Origin of the sequence: Thiothrix winogradskyi (assembly GCF_021650935.1) — a bacterium.
Classification (GTDB): domain Bacteria; phylum Pseudomonadota; class Gammaproteobacteria; order Thiotrichales; family Thiotrichaceae; genus Thiothrix; species Thiothrix winogradskyi.
Window position 1 is genome coordinate 3,494,776 of the sequence record NZ_CP091244.1, and the last position, 17,665, is coordinate 3,512,440.

Sequence of the window (17,665 nt, forward strand, 5' to 3'; positions counted from 1 at the left end):
TTCTCCGGTAATCATGCCGGAAGCATCAATGCAACACGCGGAAAAGAACGAACCGGAGTCTGTAAATCAACTCCCCCCGTCAACGCAATGACTCGCTGGTGTACTCGTGTTCCAAAACCTTTCTGTGGCGTTGGTGACGACAAGACTTGCAGCTCTTCCATCGAATCATTTTGCACAGCACTGATAGGCACGACCACGACAATATCCATTACAACCCCCGCGCACACTCCGCAACCTTCAATTGCACCCCTGTTCGCAATGGCTGATCCCACGCAACATTGTTAATCTGCATGATCACGTCGGCATTAACACCAAGCTTTTGCGCCACCTGTTCCAAAGTATCACCCGCTTGGACAGCGTAGAAAAAAGCACCATAACGCCCGCTGCCGCGCTGTTCCGTTTGCGTAAGCAAAGCCGCTGGCACAGCCTCACAAGTTTGCAAACCCGGTGGCTCTGGTTGTTCTGATGCGATGGGGGCAATGGCAGGCATTACCGCCGATTCAGGCTCAGCCATCGCTTCAGCAGGAACCAATTCAGTGGTTTTAATATGCTTTACCCGCACAATCCCCTGATCAATCGCTGAAATCAGGTGTACATTCGGTGGAATCTCCGCATCTGCCGCCGTCGGCAAAACCTTTTCAGTACGGATAAATGCCAAGGTTATTCCAGGGTTAGGCGCGGTGATTTCTTCCGCAACGGGGGCAACTTCCGGCTCAGCCACCGCCAGCGTTTCACCACGTAACGCCGCTTGGTATTCCAATTCAGTCTGTTCCCACCCTGCTAATAGCAAATGCGCCTGCTCAACGGACTTTTTACCCTGTTCCAGCTTGGTCAGGTTAGTCAGCACGTTATGGATATAACCACGGGTTTCGGTAAACGTAATCGTAATGGGTTCACCCGGCGTTATCCTGCCCGGCCCCGCATTGTATGCCGCAATCGCATGAGGCACACTGCCGTCATAACGCCGCACTAACCAACTGAGATAGCGTGTGCCACCGTTAATATTTTCCTGTGGATCAAAAATATCGAGCACCCCCAACTCTGCCGCCGTTTCCGGCATCAATTGCATCAGACCCGACGCGCCTTTGTACGACACCACCATTTCCCGGTAACAACTCTCGGCGGCAATCACCGCTTTCACAAGTGCAGGGTTCACCCCATGACGCTTGGCGGACTCTTTAATCATGTCTTCATACGGCGCAGCTTTTGTTTGCAAGGTTTTAGCACTAAAACCACCACAACCTCTCGCTTCGGGTGTGCGCGGGTAATGCACCTTGGTTAAACGCGACTGAAACCATGTTTTGGCGGCTTTCATATCAGGTTGTGGGAGTGCAGCTAAAGCGGTGTGGTAAACCTTGGTGGAACTTACCCATTTTTTCAATAATGCCACCGCTTGACGATTGGCTTTTTTATTACCATCGAGCTTAAGCAGAGTCGCCAAATGTTGCTTAACAGGTTCTTGAATCAGCTCAAGCGCTATCGGTAGCTCCGGCTCATGCCAAAGCGTGCCACTGTTGGCGACATACGCTGCCAATACTTCTGCTTGGCTGCCTTGGTAACGTCGGAGCAAATAACTGAGGTAACGGGTTCCTGCGTCAATATTGGCTTCTGGGGTAAACACATCGAATGCACCAAAACGCTTGGCGGTGTCCATCTGCAATTGCATCAACCCCACCCGGCCATCAGGTGATACATAAGCATGATTAAAGCAACTACCCGTAGCCATCACTGCCTTGATCAACGATGGGTTCACGCTGTAACGGTTAGCTGCTTTTTTAATATCTGCTTGATACGCGCTGGCGTGCTGATTGAGCGTTTTCGCACTGAAACCCACACAACTGGCAGGTTCTTCTGCGGCGGACACGCTGAGCGACCAACCCAAAAAAACCACCGCCAGCCACACTGAACCCAGTTTTTCCACTATTTTTTTCATGACAATTAAGACACTCACTGAAAAGCCCGACTATTAATATAGTCTAATGACCACAATTTTGCCGGAAAATTCCAGAAAATACCCGTAATGATTCAGGTAGTGGTCAGTTAAGCCGATAAGTGGTGTGTTAAAGCCAATTTTTTTCCATGTCTACCAACTGCTCCAACTCTTCAGCACTAAAACCCGCCTGCAACCGTGCCTCGGTATAAAACGGTCCCCGCAAAGGCGCGGGCAAAGTATCACGAAGTAATTGCCGGAAAGTGGCATCCGGTTCCAAGCCACGTTGCCCACAGCAGTAATGAAACCAATACGAGCCAATCCGCACATGCCCGATTTCATCCCGCAAAATAATTGTTAATATTTCAACGGTTTCAGCATCATCGACTTCGCGTAAGCGCTGCATCATACCGGGGGTAACATCCAGCCCACGTGCTTCGAGCACTCTTGGCACCAACGCCATGCGCACCAGCACATCATGGTCGGTCTTACAGGCTTGTTCCCAAAGGCCATTGTGCGCGGGCAAGTCACCATAAACACAGGAAAAATCCTGCATCCGAGCGCGTAACAAACTGAAGTGGTAAGCCTCTTCCGCAGCCACTTGTAGCCAATCACCGTAGTAAGCATCCGGTAATTCGCGAAAACGGTAGACCGCATCCAACGCCAAATTAATCGCATTAAATTCAATATGAGCAACTGCATGTAATAATGCCCGCCGCCCTTCTGGGGTGCTGAGTTTACGTTGTTTCACATATTTAGGGTGCACCAATTCCGGCTTGGCAGGTCGACCCGGCACTGCAATGGTTTGCACCGGAAAGTCCGGCTCATTATCGCGCCATAAGTCACCTTGTTGCCAAGCGGCGTAGAGTTGCTGCGCACCGACCAACTTCTGGTCAATGTCAGATTGCATTAAGCAGGCGTGTGCTGCTCGGTAGAGGTTTTGCATGGTAGTTTTAAGCCGATAATGACATCCATCACGTTCGTACCCGTCGGCCCTGTATGGATCAGGTCGCCGCTGGCTTCAAGGAATGTACCGGCATCAGCAGCACGTAAACAAGCCCAAGGGTCAAGATTTTGGTCGTTACCACGCGAAACAGTGCCACTATCGACCAACGCCCCGGTGTCGGCTGTCACCCCATCCGTGCCATCCGTACCGGCTGCCAATAGGTAAATAGCATCGTCTGGGTTCAGGTAAAGTGCCGCTGCCAAGGCAAAATGCTGATTGCGCCCCCCACGACCGGGGTTCAACGGCAATTGCACCGTGGTTTCTGCCCCCCACAAGTAAAGACCGGGAGCACTCTCATGCAACTGATCCACACACCATTGCGCGTTTACTTCTGCATCACCTTCGATGAAATCAGGCATCAAATGCACAGGCAAATCGGCAGGCGCGGCGGCAGCCATTGCCGCCAACATTTGGCGATTGCTGGCAACAATTTGCCAATCAAACGTGTCATGCGGCGCTGGAAACAATAATCCCGAACCAATCACCGCAGGGTCATCGCCGGGTACATCAGAAATCAGCAAACAAGAGACCGGGCGTTCGCCCAAATATCCCCACAATTTGCCGCCTTTAATGAGGGATAGCGCCCGCCGCATTGCATTAATGTCACTGATAACTGCTCCATTTGCCAACATTGCCTGAGTAGCCTGTTGCAAGCGCGGCAAGCTCCAGCCCGCATCCAACACTTCAACCAAGCTGGATGCACCGCCTGAAATCAGAAACAACACCGGCTCATTGGCAGGCAATGCTTGCAGATACGTCAGCAACTGCTTACCCGCCGCCAATGACGATTCATCAGGAACCGGATGCGCCGCTTCGACGACTTGCACATAAGGCGGCAGTGGAACGCTAACGTGACCGTGTTTGGTAATCAGCAAAGCACTGGTGATCTGTGTCGTTAGGTAACGGCTTGCCCCCATGAACATCGCTTCAGCCGCTTTGCCAATCGCCACCACATGGCACGCCCCACGATTACCCTTGGCAAGCAATGCTTGGTAAACAGCCATTTCGCCATTGACGGCGGCTAAGCCAGCGGCATAGATTTCTAATAGCAGGGTGCGATGGTCGGTCATTTTATCAACAACGCCGCAACTTTCTTCCGATCCGCCCGCTTCATCGCCTTGCCTGTGATCGGGCTAATCGGCGCACTCGCAAAGCGATCATCGTGGGGAAATACCATCAACTCCACTTCCACATCATCCACATAAAAGCGCAATAGCGGAAAATATTCCTGCTTTTTGTTACCCAAACGGGTACGGCGCTCATGCACCTGAAACGGAATGTGTTGATCTTCCAGAAAAAACATCACTTCTTCCACCCCATCGGCTGACAAATACAGCGTCACCGCCGAATGCGGGCTGGAGGTTCCCTCCAACGCTGCACCTGTCAAATAAGGGTTGTAGGCTTGCAAAAACTCCATCGCTTCCAACGCCACTTCGCGATGCTCCCGCAGCAACGCAGGTTGCGTTTCCGCATCGAACAATTGAATGCGCTGATGAATCGCCGCCTCAATCTCTTCATTGGTCGGCTGGGAACTGCCGTGCGCGGAAACGCCCAATTGTTCGGCTGCCCGTAACTTAGCCAAACGGTAATCACGCATCCCCTCTTCGTAAATCAGGCGGGCGGCTTCTTCCGCCACCAAATGGCGGGTTTCTTCACGAGAATTACGCATCAGAAAAGTTGTTCGGGAATTTCTACCCGTTCCGGTGTACGTTGCGGCGCGGGGGCACGCGGTGCTCCACCGTTTTGAGCGGGCTGACGCGGGGCAATATCACGCTCGCTTTTGTACTGGAAGCCTGCGCCCGAATCCTGCGTATTTTCAGCACGCCGCCGGGGTTTATCTTCTTCAATCCCCAAGTCCAAATCCGCCTCTTTAAGATCAATCGGCTTTTCCCATTCTTTAGAGGGTTCCCCCTTGAGAACACGGTGCATGAAATCAATCCACATCGGCAGCGCCACATTGGTCGCCGTTTCACCCTCACCTAACTTCGCCATATCATCGAAACCCACCCACGCGACCGTCACAACGCTGGGCGTGAACCCGCAAAACCAAGCATCTTTTTGGTCATTGGTAGTGCCAGTTTTACCCGCAATGTCTTTACGGTTCAAACTACGCCCTGCACGCGCCGCCGTCCCTGACTGGGTAACATCCTGCATCATGCTCACAATCTGGTAGTGTGCCCTATTATTCAAAATGCGTTTAGCCGCCGGATAAACCCCATTTTCACCTACTTTAGGGCGTTCAACCGCAGCCGTTTCCCAAATGGGTTTGGCGTCATCGGTCGCTTCAGCAGGCACTGCCGCCTTGCCATCCTTACCCTCATAATCCTTTGCTGCCGGTTCTGTTGATTTGTCTACCTTCTTTTCGACAACACAAACATCCGTTTCACCGGCACAAATTCTGGGGGAGGTTTCTTCAAACAACACCTGATGGTGACGATCTTCAATCTTGGTAATAAAGTAACTATTGACCTTGTAACCACCGTTCGCAAATACCGCGTAAGCCGTTGCCATTTCCATCGGTGTGGTCATTGCCGTGCCTAACGCTAGTGTCAAATTAGGCGGCAAGTTTTCTTTGGGAAAGCCAAACTCGTGTGCAAAATCAATGGCATAATTGATGCCGATACTACGCAATAACCGGATAGACACCAGATTGCGTGATTTTGCTAATGCTTCGCGCAAGGTAGTCGGACCAATGTATCTGCCACCGAAGTTTTCAGGTTTCCAAGTACTCCCCGGAATTTCAATCGGGGCATCATTCACAATACTGGCAGGCGTAAAACCTTTCGACAAGGCGGCAGCATACACAATCGGCTTAAAACTGGAACCGGGCTGGCGCATGGCCTGCGTCGCCCGATTAAACTTGGAATGCTGAAAATCAAAGCCCCCCATAACGGCACGTACTGCGCCATCATTAGGGTCAAGTGACACCAAAGCCCCGCCAACGGTCGGCACTTGGGAAAGCACCCAAGTATTCTTTTCCTTATCTGTCTGGCGCAAGCGTACAATATCGCCCGGACTCAACACATCACTCACCCGCTTAGGGGAAGCGCCACGGCGATCTTCGGTTTTAAATTCACGCGCCCACTTAACCGCATCTAAGGTAAGCGTCACACGGGTTTCACCCAGCAATAATTCCGCACTACTGGCTCCGGCTTGCAGTACCAACGCGGGGTGCAAGTCTCCAAAAACGGGGTAAGACGAGAGCTTGTCACGCATCTCGTCCTCATTTTTCAATTCACTCAATGCCAATTTATCTTCAGCACCCCGATAGCCATGCCGTTGGTCATACGCCAACAACGATTTGCGCAATGACTCAGCAGCTTCTTTTTGAATAGCAGAATCCAACGTGGTATACACATGATAGCCTTGGGTATACGCATTTGCCTCACCGTAGCGCTTCACAATATCCGCACGTACCATTTCAGCGAGATACGGCGCATCCGCATCAATCTCGGTTTTTTTATGGCGTTGCGCAGTATTGGGTTCGTTGATGGCAGTTTGGTATTCATCTGGGGAAATATGCTTAAATTCCAACATCCGTTTGAGGATGTAATCCCGGCGGATCATCGCGCGTTCAGCGTTAGCCAGCGGGTTATAACGCGAAGGCGCTTTGGGCAAACCCGCAATCATGGCACTCTGTGCCAAGGTCAGTTCTGCCAACGTCTTGCCGTAGTAAATTTCCGCAGCAGAAGCAATCCCATACGCACGATTGCCTAAGTAAATTTTGTTGAGGTACAGCTCCAGAATCTGGTTTTTCTCCAGCGTCTGCTCTATTTTAATGGCTAATAAGGTTTCTTTGAGCTTGCGCTCGAAATTTTTTCCCGAATCCAAGAAGGAATTTCGTGCCAACTGCATGGTAATGGTACTAGCACCCTGACTGGCAGAACCTGTTGACACCACACTACGCAATGCCCGCAGCACCCCTTTTAGATCAACCCCTTGATGCTCATAAAACCGGGCGTCTTCAATATCCAAGAATGCATACTTCAGCTTTTCAGGCACATCTTCCAGTTTAACCGGGCGGCTACGGTGTTCGCCGTATTCCGCCAGCAAGGCACCATCACGGGTATAGATACGCAATGGCACTTGAATATCGATTTTACGTAACTCTGCCTCATCAGGTAACTGGGGGGAATAGTGGGAATAAAGCGCAAACAATCCAATCGCCCCTAACGTGAGGAGCGCAAAAAAAGCGCCTAAAACAAGCTGAAAGAATTTATAGATGAACCGCATGACTACATTAGACTTTTATTCATTTACGCACGGCTCCCGTTTATCTGAAAGCACGCCACCCAAGACGAGCAGAGTAGACTATTTTGGGATTCGACGCTACCATTGACTCGAAAATAATTAAAAGATACACCCCATAACGTTTAATAATAACAATAACCTCGGAATTGCCTGTGTTTTCAATATATCCCCGTAAAGAAAGCTTACTCGGTCTGGACATTAGCTCTTCCGCCATCAAACTGGTGGAAATGACCCGCAAGGGACGCGACTACCGGATTGAAAGTTACGCCGTTGCCCCGCTACCGGAGGGCGTTGCCAATGAAAAAGACATTGTGGAACCGGAACCGGTGGGCGAAGCCATCCGTAAAGCCTTGCGGGATAGCCGCTCCAAGCTAAAACATTGTGCCTTGGCGATTCCGACGTCGATGGCCATTAGCAAAATTATTCCCATGCCCGCCTCCATCCCTCAAGCAGAGCTGGAAGCACAAATGTCGATGGAAGCCGAGCAACACATCCCCTACCCCATGAACGAGGTCAATTACGACTTTGAAATTCTAGGACCGTCCGCCAACTCACCGGAAACCGTGGATGTGTTACTGGCTGCCACCCGCTCAGAAAACGTCGAAGTCCGGGTAGCCGCTGCCGAAATGGCTGGCTTAACCGTGGATATTGTCGATACCGAAACCCATGCACTGGAAAAAGTCCTGCGCCATCTGACCAATGAATTGGATCAAAACGATTCGCTGGCAATCGTCGACTTTGGCGCGACCATGACCGGCATTAGCGTGTTCGAGCGCAGCCGCCTCACGTTTTCCCGCGAACAAGCCTTCGGCGGTCGCCAACTCACCGAAGAAATCATGCACCGCTATGGGCTGACTTGGCAGGAAGCGGGCTTGGCCAAAAAAGAAGGCAATTTACCGGAAAACTATGTATCCGAAGTGCTAGAACCGTTTAAAGACAATATGGTGCGTCAACTGCACCGTTTCCTTCAGTTTTACTACGCCTCCAGCCAGAAAGACAGTGTGTCACAAATTCTGATTTGCGGCGGTTGCGCCCGTATCCCCGGCGTGGACGAACAAATTCAATCCACCATCGGCATTCCGGTCAGGGTCATTAATCCCTTCACGCGGGTTGCCTTGGGGTCGCGTGTCAGCCCGGTACGTTTCACCAATGACATGCAAGCCTTGCTGATTGCAGCAGGTCTATCACTGCGAGGGCTGGAATAATGGCGGGTCTAAATCTCCTTCCTTGGCGTGAAAAAGCCCGTGAGGAAAAGAAAAAGCAGTTTTTCTCCCTCGTCGGCGGTAGTGCCGCGTTAGCTGCTGCTGCGGTGTTTGGTGCACACCAATACATGCAATACGCTATCGAACACCAAGAACAGCGCAACCAGTATTTAAGCACGCAAATTGCCGAACTGGATAAGCAAATCAAAGAAATTGAACAACTCGATGCCACGCGCCAAGCCTTGCTGGACAGGATGCAAGTGATCGAAGATTTGCAAAGCACCCGCCCGGCCATCGTGCACTTGTTTGATGAAATGGTGAATGCACTTCCCAAAGGCATGTACCTGCTTTACCTGAAACAAGATGGAACCAAGGTACAACTCGAAGGCAAAGCCGAATCCTACGCACGGGTTTCCAGTTACATGAATCGTCTGGATGCCTCACCTTGGCTGAGTTCATCCAACTTAAATGTCATTTCCACCAAAAAAGAAGGCGACAATGAGGAATTGGTACTCAGGGATTTCAAACTGGATGTGACCCAATTGCTGCGTCAAACCCAAGACGATGCTGCCAACACACCTCCCGATACCAAAAAACCGGAGAAAAAACAGGAGGGTGGTAAATGAACCTGCATGAACTCAACAATCTGGCAGACGATCCCGGTAGCGTCTCTTGGTCAATCAAGTCACTGGCACTAGGGTTCATCATGATCATTATTTTGCTGTTGGGCTACCAACTCATTATTGTGGATGAATTGGAAGCACTCGCCAACGTCGAATCAAAAGAACAGCAATTGCGCACTGATCTGGAAACCAAGCAAAAACGTGCCAGCCAACTGCCGCAATACCAAGCCCAAATGGAGGAAATGCAACGTTCTTTCAGCGTATTGTTACGCCAATTACCGAGCGACACCGAGATTCCGGGATTAATTCTGGATATTTCCGAAAAAGGCTTATCCAACGGCTTGGAATTAGAACTCTTTGAGCCACAAAATGAAGTACACATGGAGTTTTACGCCGAAAAGCCCATCAAAATCATTGCAAAAGGCTCATACCGCGAACTCGCAACCTTCGTCAGCGATATTTCCGGGTTATCACGCATTGTGACCATTAACAATATCGACCTCAAACCCGAAGAAAAAAGTGGGCGCTTACGTTTGGAAGCGACCTTAAAAACTTACCGCTACTTGGAAGACGGTACCGAGGGTGACACCCCTGCCAAACCGAATAATAAGGTTGCCAGCAGTACCAAGGGGAATAAAGGATGAAAATACCAGCAGCCACCCCACTCGTCACCTCCATTAAATTATTGGCAGGTTTTAGCGTAGTATTATCACTAACGGCCTGTAATAGTGACATGAGTGATTTGGAACAATACGTACAAAGCGTTAAGGCGAAACCAGCCGCGCCTATTGACCCGATCCCTGAAATCAAACCCTATGTACGGTTCATTTACCCTGGACACGAACTGAATCCGTTTGATGCCAAAATTCTCGCACCTGATACTGTGGCAGACCCCGGCAGTGCCATTATGCCAGACCCGAATCGTGTGCCTGAATTTCTGGAAGGTTTTCCGCTGGACAGCCTACGCATGGTTGGCACGCTCAACCAGAATGGCGCATTGTGGGCACTTATCCGTATCCCGGATGGTGCCATTCACCGCGCTCGCGCAGGCAATTACCTCGGTAAAAATCATGGCAAGATCAACAAAGTTGAAGAAACCAAAGTGACGGTTCAGGAAGTGGTAGAAAATGGTTTTGGTGGTTTCAAAGAACGGGAAAATGCCATTGCCCTCTCTGACCTTAAAGATGTAAAAAAATAATAAACAGGACTAGCAACAAAATGAAAACAATAAAGCAAAGTGTTGCTTTGGCAATTCTCATGGCCTGCACCCCTGCCAGCAGCTTGGTTTTTGCAGCCGACAAGCAACTGCAAAATATCACGGCACAAGCAGCGGGTAATAAAACGGAAGTCCAATTGCAATTCAGCTCCCCAGTGCAATTGCCCCAAGGTTTTCTCATGGAAAACCCTTCTCGGCTAGTCTTTGACTTTCCCGCTACCGAAGTTTCGCCCAATACCCGCAGCAAAGCGATTAACTTAGGTCAAGTGCAAACCATTGATGCTGCCAATAATAAAGGCAAGGCACGGGTAGTGGTACACCTTAACGGCTTGGTTAACCACACTCTAGAATCCCGTGGCAACACCGTTGTCATGTTGTTTGACAATAATGGCAAACCACAAACGTCACCCAATGTCCAACGCAGCGGCAAAGCAAGCGCTGATAATTTTACGCCTGCACCAAAAGCCACCCCTGTAGAGACGCAAAATATTGCGCCTCTACCCCCCACGTTTGTGATCCCACCACAACCACAAACGACAGAAAAAGCACCTATACCGACGCAAAACAAACCCTTGCCGTTACCGGAATTACCCGTTCCGGCAGCATTACCCAAGGATTACGCTTGGTATACGCCACCTGATGCTGCTGCGCCACCAGCACCGGCTACTACACCCGCACCTGTTAAGCCAGAACCCGCTGCCCCTAAACCGGTAGTTGCCCCACCGGTTGCGGCAAAACCTGCGCCGTTAGCAACGGTTGCTACGCCAGCACCGCAACCCGTCGTCGCCCCCGTAAACAATGGTTCGCAATTACAAGGTGTCGATTTCCGCCGTGAACCGGATGGCAGCGGGCGTGTGATCATTAATCTGCCATCAGCCGATGCTAATGTTAGCGATAGCAAAAGTGGTAACACCATTACCGTCAATTTGGCGGATGTGGATGTACCTGCCAATTTGCAAAAACGCATGGATGTCATGGATTTCGGCACGCCCGTCAGCAGCATTGACGTAGCACAACGCAATGACGGCGCACGGATCCGCATTTCCAGCCATGAAGGTTTTGAGCACCGCACCAAGCGCAACGGCAACGAATACACCGTTTACATCGACAAACTCAAAGTCTCAGCAGAAGAAAAACTCGCCAGCGAACAGAAAAAGAAAACCTTTACCGGCGAAAAACTCTCGCTCAACTTCCAAGACATCGAAGTACGGGCGGTGCTGCAATTGCTGGCCGATTTCACCGACAAAAATATCGTCGTTAGTGATACCGTAAGCGGCAATATTACCGTGCGCCTCAAAGACGTACCGTGGGATCAAGCCCTCGACATCGTGCTCGAATCCAAAAACTTGGCGATGCGTGAAAATGGCAACGTCATCTGGGTCGCGCCTGCTGCCGAATTGACCGCAAAGGAACAGCAAGAACTGCAATCCATCAAAGCCAAGCAAGAACTGGAACCCTTGGTAACAGAATACATTGCCATCAACTTTGCCAAAGCCAGCGAACTATCGGCATTGATTGAAAAGTCCAAAGGCGAAGACAAACAATCCCTGCTCTCCCCACGCGGCAAGGTATCGGTAGACGAACGCACCAATACCCTGCTGGTGCAAGACACGGCGACGCAAGTCAAAGCCATTCGCGATTTAGTGAAAGCACTGGACGTTCCGGTCGAACAAGTCCTAATCGAATCACGCATCGTCATTGCCAACGACACCTTCGGCAAAGAACTCGGTGCACGTTTCGGCGTCACGCCCATGTGGATCAATCAAGACAGCATCGGCATGGGAACCGGACATCTTGGCGCTGGCACTGACAAGTACTGGGAAAGTGCCACCAAAGCCCTTGCTGACCCAACGGGTAAAAGCACAGTCACTATTCCCGGTCTCAGTGACCGCCTCAGCGTCAACTTACCTGTCACTGGCGCAATTGGCAGTTACGGCTTCTCTATTTTGAGTAAAGACTTCTTGGTCGATCTCGAACTCTCTGCCTCACAAGCCGAAAGCAAGAGCGAAACCATTTCCAGTCCACGGGTGATCACCTCCAACCAAACCAAGGCCATCATCGAACAAGGTGTGGAAATTCCTTACTTGCAAGCGTCTTCCAGCGGTGCTGCGAACGTGGCCTTCAAAAAAGCGGTGCTCAGTCTTGAAGTCACGCCACAAATCACCCCGGACGAACACATTTCAATGGATTTGAAAGTGAATCAGGACACAGTAGGACAAATCTACGCTGGCGTACCCAGCATCAACACCCGTGAAGTCCAGACCAAAGTATTAGTGGAAAATGGTCAAACGGTAGTACTTGGTGGCGTGCATGAGGAAGAAAACCTCAGTGGCACAACCAAAGTTCCAGTATTGGGTGATGTGCCGGTATTAGGCAGACTGTTCCGCACCGACAACAACAGCAACAAGAATCGTGAGCTACTGATCTTCGTTACCCCGAAAATTGTGGACGGTAAATCTTAATTCAATCCGACAAGCTGCTTGATTCCCGCGCCCAGTGCTGGCATAAATCCCCCATGCAAAACAGTATCATTCTGGTGGGATTGATGGGCGCGGGAAAATCCACCATAGGCCGACAACTTGCGCGAAAACTGAACCTAACCTTCTACGATTCCGACAAGGTGATCGAAGAGCGCACGGGTGTCAGCATTCCCACCATCTTTGAGCTTGAAGGAGAAGCTGGCTTTCGTGAGCGCGAAGAACAAATCATCGCCGAACTCACCGCTATGCCGAATATCTTACTTGCCACGGGCGGCGGCAGTATTTTGCGCGAAACCAACCGCCAACATATCAAAACTGGCGGCTGTGTCGTCTACTTGAAAGCCTCTGCCGACCAACTCTTTCAACGCATCAAACATGACCGCAGCCGCCCCTTGATGCAAACGGATAATCCCTTGCAAACCCTGCGCAACTTATTGAAAACCCGCGAACCGTATTATCTGGAAGTCGCTGATTTAGTCGTGCCGACTGGCAAACAAAAAGTGAACGTCATCCTGCGCGACATTCACAACAAACTCAAACAATTACAGGATGTATCCCATGCAAACGCTCAACCTTGATCTTGGCGACCGCAGTTACCCGATTCACATTGGGCAGGGCTTGCTGCAACAGACCGAATTAGTCACCCCACACATTCGCGGCAAAAGTGCGGTCGTCGTGTCCAACACCACCGTTGCGCCACTGTATCTGGAAGCCACCCAGCGTTTACTGAGCGGCTTGAAACATTCTGCGGTGATTTTGCCTGACGGTGAAGAATACAAAAATCTCGACGTACTCAACCAGATTTACACCCACTTGCTGGAACACAAAGCTGACCGCAAAACCACCCTGATCGCACTCGGTGGCGGGGTAGTCGGTGATATGACGGGTTATGCGGCAGCGAGCTATCAACGCGGGATCAATTTCATCCAAATTCCCACCACCTTGCTGGCAATGGTCGATTCCTCAGTGGGTGGCAAAACCGGCGTGAATCATCCACTCGGCAAGAACATGATCGGTGCCTTCCACCAACCGCAATGCGTGCTGATCGACACCGATAGCCTGAATACGTTGGCAGACCGCGAACTGAGTGCCGGGATTGCGGAAGTGGTGAAATACGGTCTGATCCGTGATCCTGCCTTCCTGCAATGGCTGGATGCCAATATGGATAAGCTGCTGGCACGTGACCCGGAAGCATTGACCTATGCGATTTTCCGTTCCTGTGAACACAAAGCGGAAGTGGTAGCGGCAGATGAACGCGAATCCGGGCAACGCGCCTTGCTAAATCTGGGGCATACCTTTGGGCACGCAATTGAAGCGGCAATGGGTTACGGCAACTGGCTGCACGGCGAAGCAGTCGCCACTGGCATGGTGATGGCTGCGGAACTGTCGCAGCAAATGGGCTGGTTGTCGACCGATGACGTGGCTTACACCCGCCACATCCTGCAACGTGCCAAGCTTCCGGTAGACCCGCCAGCACAAATGACGGGCGACGACTTCACCCGTTATATGTCCGTGGATAAAAAAGTGCTGGATGGCACCTTGCGCCTCGTTTTGATGAAATCATTGGGCGAATCCATCGTAACGGCGGAATTTGATCCCGACGCCCTCAAGCGGGTGTTAAACCGAACCCTGTAGGTCGGGCTTCAGCCCGACAAGTCGGACTAAAGTCCGACCTACCAAGGCATTATTTTCCCAGTTTCATCAATTGCCCGGTCTGCTTATACGCCAACGCCTCCAAGACAATGCCGTTGGTGTTGGCAGTAATTGCCTTATTTGGCTGACCACTCACCTCGTACACGCCGGAATACCAACCGCGTTCTGGGTCAGCCAGAATCGCAGCTTTTTCCACCAATTTTTGAGTGTAAGCCGTTTCGTACAACATGTGCCAACCAATGGCAGCTTTGGTACTCAGCGTTTTAAACTGGCTGGCATCCTCACCCTTTTCAGTAATCGCATTCCAAGGCTTGCCACTGGTAAACACGGTGTTGTAAACGAAATAAGGTGCTTGGTCGATATTGTCTTCCGACACAGCGGTCAGGATGCCAGTGCTGGCAAACCGTTTTTCTTGCGCTTGATAAACCCGCCATGCCAGTTCCTGCGACAAGTGATCCCAGCCAAATTCAATACCATCGAGGATATACGGTTCACTGACCACGTAGTTGTGTGCGCCGTATTGCAGCGGGTCACGGCTATCGGTGGCGACTGAAATGCCTTCAATCTCCACAAACTTGAGAAAATCGGTATAACGCAAGGCGGTGGAAACATCCGCCCCCATCAGGTTAAAGGATTTGGCAGCGTATTCCTCATAGCCCAAACGCCCCTCCTGTGGGTATTCGGTTTTGCCTTTGTTATCAAGCGCTGCCCCGTACATCGTACCCGCCACCAGCATCGGCGAAGTATCCCAGCTTGTGATGACTTGTTTGACCGATTGCGTGTGTTGCGGGTAATGCCAAGCCAATATATTAAACGGCACGAGCACCCGCCCAATGTCGATGGCTGACCAACCAATACCCTGTTCACTGGGCTGGTTGTTGTAATCCACCATTTGCAGGGAAATGGTGTTGTAGGATTTGTTGGGCAACTTGCCTTCAAACAAGGGCAGTTTTGCCAGCGAATCCAGTGCCCTGAAAATACGGGCATCGAATTCGTTCTGATCAATGATCCCCAGCCGTTGTGCCGCAATCACCGCCATCAGGTAGGATGAGGTATCCCACAAGGTGGACGCATTGTACTTGTCCACGGAATTGACCAACCCGGTTTCAGTCACGGTATTGTTCTGGAAATACTTCCAAGCGGTTTTTGCCCATTCCATTTCCTGCGCGGTTAGCGGACGAGTTGGGGCAATATTGATACCTGAACTGGTTTCAATGACCGCTTCGGGCGTATTAGCACTCCCCATACTGATACCCTCCAGCCAGCCGACCAACCCGAAAGCCGTGACCAGCCCGGTCAGAAAAATGATGTGGCTGCGGGCGCGAACCAGATTCTGTTTGAAACTCATGCAATAACCTCATTATTGTTATGCTCTAAAGACCCTCACCCCAACCCCTCTCCCGCAGAGCGGTAGAGGGGCTTCAAGATCAGGGTGATGCTGTTGCCATCTTGCTCCCCTCTACCGCTTCGCGGGAGAGGGGCTGGGGGTGAGGGTCTTCATCCGGCTGCCAGAACGCTGCCATCACAATACCGCTCAACGCGATAATATTGTTCAACCCCCAGAACACATTGACCAGAATCCCGCCCAGTGAATAGTCGTTGTTGCCAAGCGTGAAATACTGCACCGTGGCATACACCAGCCCCACCAAAGTCAGCACAATCACCGCAAGCTGTGGCAGTACCAGATGGAAGAAATTACCTTCCTGTCGGTCTTTGGGTGTCACCGGGAATTTGATCTGCTCGCCCTTCAACACCGTCCAGATTGCCCGCAAGTTGACTGGGAAGAAAGACAGGTAACTGGCTTTGGAACGGTAGCCTGCAATTCCCCACGTCCCCACCATAAACGCCAGTTCCATTGCAATCAGGAACGGTAAAATGTGCAGGAAAAAGTCGCCAGTATACGCACTCACCGGGGCAATACCGCTAAACAAGTAAACCAGCGGTGCCGCCAAAAAGATCAAGTTCCAGATACCGCCGAGGTATGACCATGCGGTTGCCCCGTACATCAGGCGTTGCGCTAGGCTCATGCCCTTGCGGGTCATGGGGCTGTCATTCGCGACAATATCCAGCGTGCCGCCTGCGTATTTAAAACGTTGCACTGTCCAGCTCAGCAAGTCTTGCGGGGAAAGCATCTTGGATTCAACGGTCGGGTGCAGCACCGATTTCCAGTGACGGTCTTCATCCGAATGCAACACAATGGAGGTGTAAATGTCTTCGGAAACGTGGAAACGGTACGGGGTAAACTCCTCTTCCCCTGCCACCTGATGACGCATTTCCTGCACCAGACCGCTGTCGAGTGCTTGCCCACCCATCAGTTTCTGCAACTGTTTGGACTGTTTGCCAACCTGCTTTTCGATAGTATCAGCGTAGCATTTGAGGGCGGCTTCCATCACGGCTTCACGGCGGTGGATCGAACCAGCCCCGCAACAGAATGAGGCATTCGCCCAGTTGCGACGACGCTGAATCACGTCGTAAAACATTTTCGGCTCATTCACGAAGGGGTCTTCGCCGACACGTATTTCGCCGAATATCGCTTCCACACCTTTACCGAGCCAACGCCCCGGCGCTTTTAAATAGTTGCCCCAAACATCCGGCAGGCGTTTGCCTTCGGGCAAATCAAAGAACCATTGCGGGGTTTGCACCCATGCCACATCCGGGTCACGAAAATAGCCCAGCGTGTGTTCGAGTATCGTCGGAAACGGGCGCGTGTCTGCGTCACATATGACGATGAAATCACCGTGAGTTTGCTCCATCGCATTGCGCAAATTGCCTGCCTTGAAACCGATATTGCTGCTGCGGGTGATGTAACCCACGCCTTCTTCTTCGGCAACTTGACGCATCGCGGGGCGTTTGCCGTCATCCAGCACGAAGATTTTCAGCTCAATTGGGTAGGGGTAGGTGACTTTTTTTGCATCAATGATACTCAGGCGTACCAACTCCACTTCTTCGTTGTAGGTGGGGAAAAACACATCCACCTTGATCGGGCGATCGTCGGCGTGTTCCGGGCGCACCACATCATCGAATTTGGCAGGCGGCGGCAATTGTTCGTAGTCTTTCACCTTCCACAGGTTGAACACGAACAAACCCAGCCCGAAATAGGAGGCAGTTTCTGCCACCAGCAGCGGAATGGCGTACCACAAGGCATCCGGGTTAAGCGATTCTGTCCAACGCCACCACAAATACCATGCACCCAAGGTCATGGCGATGACCGCGAGGAATTGCCAGATGCCCTCCGTCACTGCCGAATATTCAAGCGGCGGTTCCGGCTGACGGTCTTCAAACTTGTCGAAATAGAATCCCATAA

Annotated in this window: 15 protein-coding genes; 7 read left to right on the forward strand and 8 right to left on the reverse strand. The window is 51.3% G+C overall.

Annotation, left to right across the window (positions count from 1 at the left end):
* Positions 1-11: 11 nt before the first annotated feature.
* The 6 genes from L2Y54_RS17340 to L2Y54_RS17365 all read right to left on the reverse strand — a co-directional run bounded on the left by L2Y54_RS17340 (position 12) and on the right by L2Y54_RS17365 (position 7,094).
* On the reverse strand, positions 12-209 hold the full coding sequence (locus L2Y54_RS17340; protein WP_236497880.1) for a hypothetical protein: 198 nt from the start codon (positions 207-209) through the stop codon (positions 12-14).
* The gene (locus L2Y54_RS17345) at positions 209-1,933 is read right to left on the reverse strand and encodes a transglycosylase SLT domain-containing protein (protein WP_236497881.1); all 1,725 of its coding nucleotides are present in this window, start codon (positions 1,931-1,933) and stop codon (positions 209-211) included. The genes L2Y54_RS17340 and L2Y54_RS17345 overlap by 1 nt, the downstream gene beginning before the upstream one ends.
* A gap of 127 nt (positions 1,934-2,060) precedes the next feature.
* The gene (locus L2Y54_RS17350) at positions 2,061-2,876 is read right to left on the reverse strand and encodes a ferritin-like domain-containing protein (RefSeq protein ID WP_236497882.1); all 816 of its coding nucleotides are present in this window, start codon (positions 2,874-2,876) and stop codon (positions 2,061-2,063) included.
* Positions 2,840-4,006: a glycerate kinase type-2 family protein gene (locus tag L2Y54_RS17355; RefSeq protein WP_236497883.1), complete on the reverse strand. Its 1,167-nt coding sequence runs from the start codon at positions 4,004-4,006 to the stop codon at positions 2,840-2,842. Before L2Y54_RS17355 ends, L2Y54_RS17350 begins: the two co-directional genes overlap by 37 nt.
* Positions 4,003-4,605: a hypothetical protein gene (locus L2Y54_RS17360; protein WP_236497884.1), complete on the reverse strand. Its 603-nt coding sequence runs from the start codon at positions 4,603-4,605 to the stop codon at positions 4,003-4,005. Before L2Y54_RS17360 ends, L2Y54_RS17355 begins: the two co-directional genes overlap by 4 nt.
* Entirely contained in the window at positions 4,605-7,094 is a 2,490-nt protein-coding gene (locus tag L2Y54_RS17365) for a penicillin-binding protein 1A (protein WP_236497885.1), read from the reverse strand. Before L2Y54_RS17365 ends, L2Y54_RS17360 begins: the two co-directional genes overlap by 1 nt.
* 245 nt (positions 7,095-7,339) lie before the next feature.
* On the opposite strand from L2Y54_RS17365, the gene L2Y54_RS17370 reads away from it, so the two are divergent.
* Genes L2Y54_RS17370 through aroB form a run of 7 tightly spaced genes read left to right on the forward strand, consistent with a single transcriptional unit; the run spans position 7,340 to position 14,343 of the window.
* Positions 7,340-8,392 (forward strand): pilus assembly protein PilM, encoded by a 1,053-nt coding sequence (locus L2Y54_RS17370; RefSeq protein WP_236497886.1) that lies wholly within the window; start codon positions 7,340-7,342, stop codon positions 8,390-8,392.
* Positions 8,392-9,015, forward strand: a complete 624-nt coding sequence (locus L2Y54_RS17375) for a PilN domain-containing protein (RefSeq protein ID WP_236497887.1) — start codon at positions 8,392-8,394, stop codon at positions 9,013-9,015. Before L2Y54_RS17370 ends, L2Y54_RS17375 begins: the two co-directional genes overlap by 1 nt.
* Entirely contained in the window at positions 9,012-9,656 is a 645-nt protein-coding gene (locus L2Y54_RS17380; protein ID WP_236497888.1) for a type IV pilus inner membrane component PilO, read from the forward strand. The genes L2Y54_RS17375 and L2Y54_RS17380 overlap by 4 nt, the downstream gene beginning before the upstream one ends.
* Positions 9,653-10,210, forward strand: a complete 558-nt coding sequence (locus tag L2Y54_RS17385) for a pilus assembly protein PilP (protein ID WP_236497889.1) — start codon at positions 9,653-9,655, stop codon at positions 10,208-10,210. Before L2Y54_RS17380 ends, L2Y54_RS17385 begins: the two co-directional genes overlap by 4 nt.
* Before the next feature lie 20 nt (positions 10,211-10,230).
* Positions 10,231-12,690, forward strand: coding sequence for a type IV pilus secretin PilQ (locus L2Y54_RS17390; protein ID WP_236497890.1), 2,460 nt, complete (start codon positions 10,231-10,233; stop codon positions 12,688-12,690).
* 53 nt (positions 12,691-12,743) lie between these two features.
* Positions 12,744-13,286: a shikimate kinase gene (locus tag L2Y54_RS17395; RefSeq protein WP_236497891.1), complete on the forward strand. Its 543-nt coding sequence runs from the start codon at positions 12,744-12,746 to the stop codon at positions 13,284-13,286.
* Positions 13,267-14,343, forward strand: coding sequence for a 3-dehydroquinate synthase (aroB, locus tag L2Y54_RS17400; protein WP_236497892.1), 1,077 nt, complete (start codon positions 13,267-13,269; stop codon positions 14,341-14,343). The genes L2Y54_RS17395 and aroB overlap by 20 nt, the downstream gene beginning before the upstream one ends.
* Positions 14,344-14,392: 49 nt before the next feature.
* Here the strand turns inward: aroB and L2Y54_RS17405 are convergent, their stop codons facing one another.
* Both L2Y54_RS17405 and L2Y54_RS17410 read right to left on the reverse strand, forming a co-directional pair.
* Positions 14,393-15,709 carry a DUF3131 domain-containing protein gene (locus L2Y54_RS17405; RefSeq protein WP_236497893.1) on the reverse strand — a complete coding sequence of 439 codons (1,317 nt, stop codon included), beginning with the start codon at positions 15,707-15,709 and terminating at the stop codon, positions 14,393-14,395.
* Between the two features lie 79 nt (positions 15,710-15,788).
* The gene (locus tag L2Y54_RS17410; protein WP_236497894.1) at positions 15,789-17,663 is read right to left on the reverse strand and encodes a glycosyltransferase family 2 protein; all 1,875 of its coding nucleotides are present in this window, start codon (positions 17,661-17,663) and stop codon (positions 15,789-15,791) included.
* Positions 17,664-17,665: the final 2 nt, after the last annotated feature.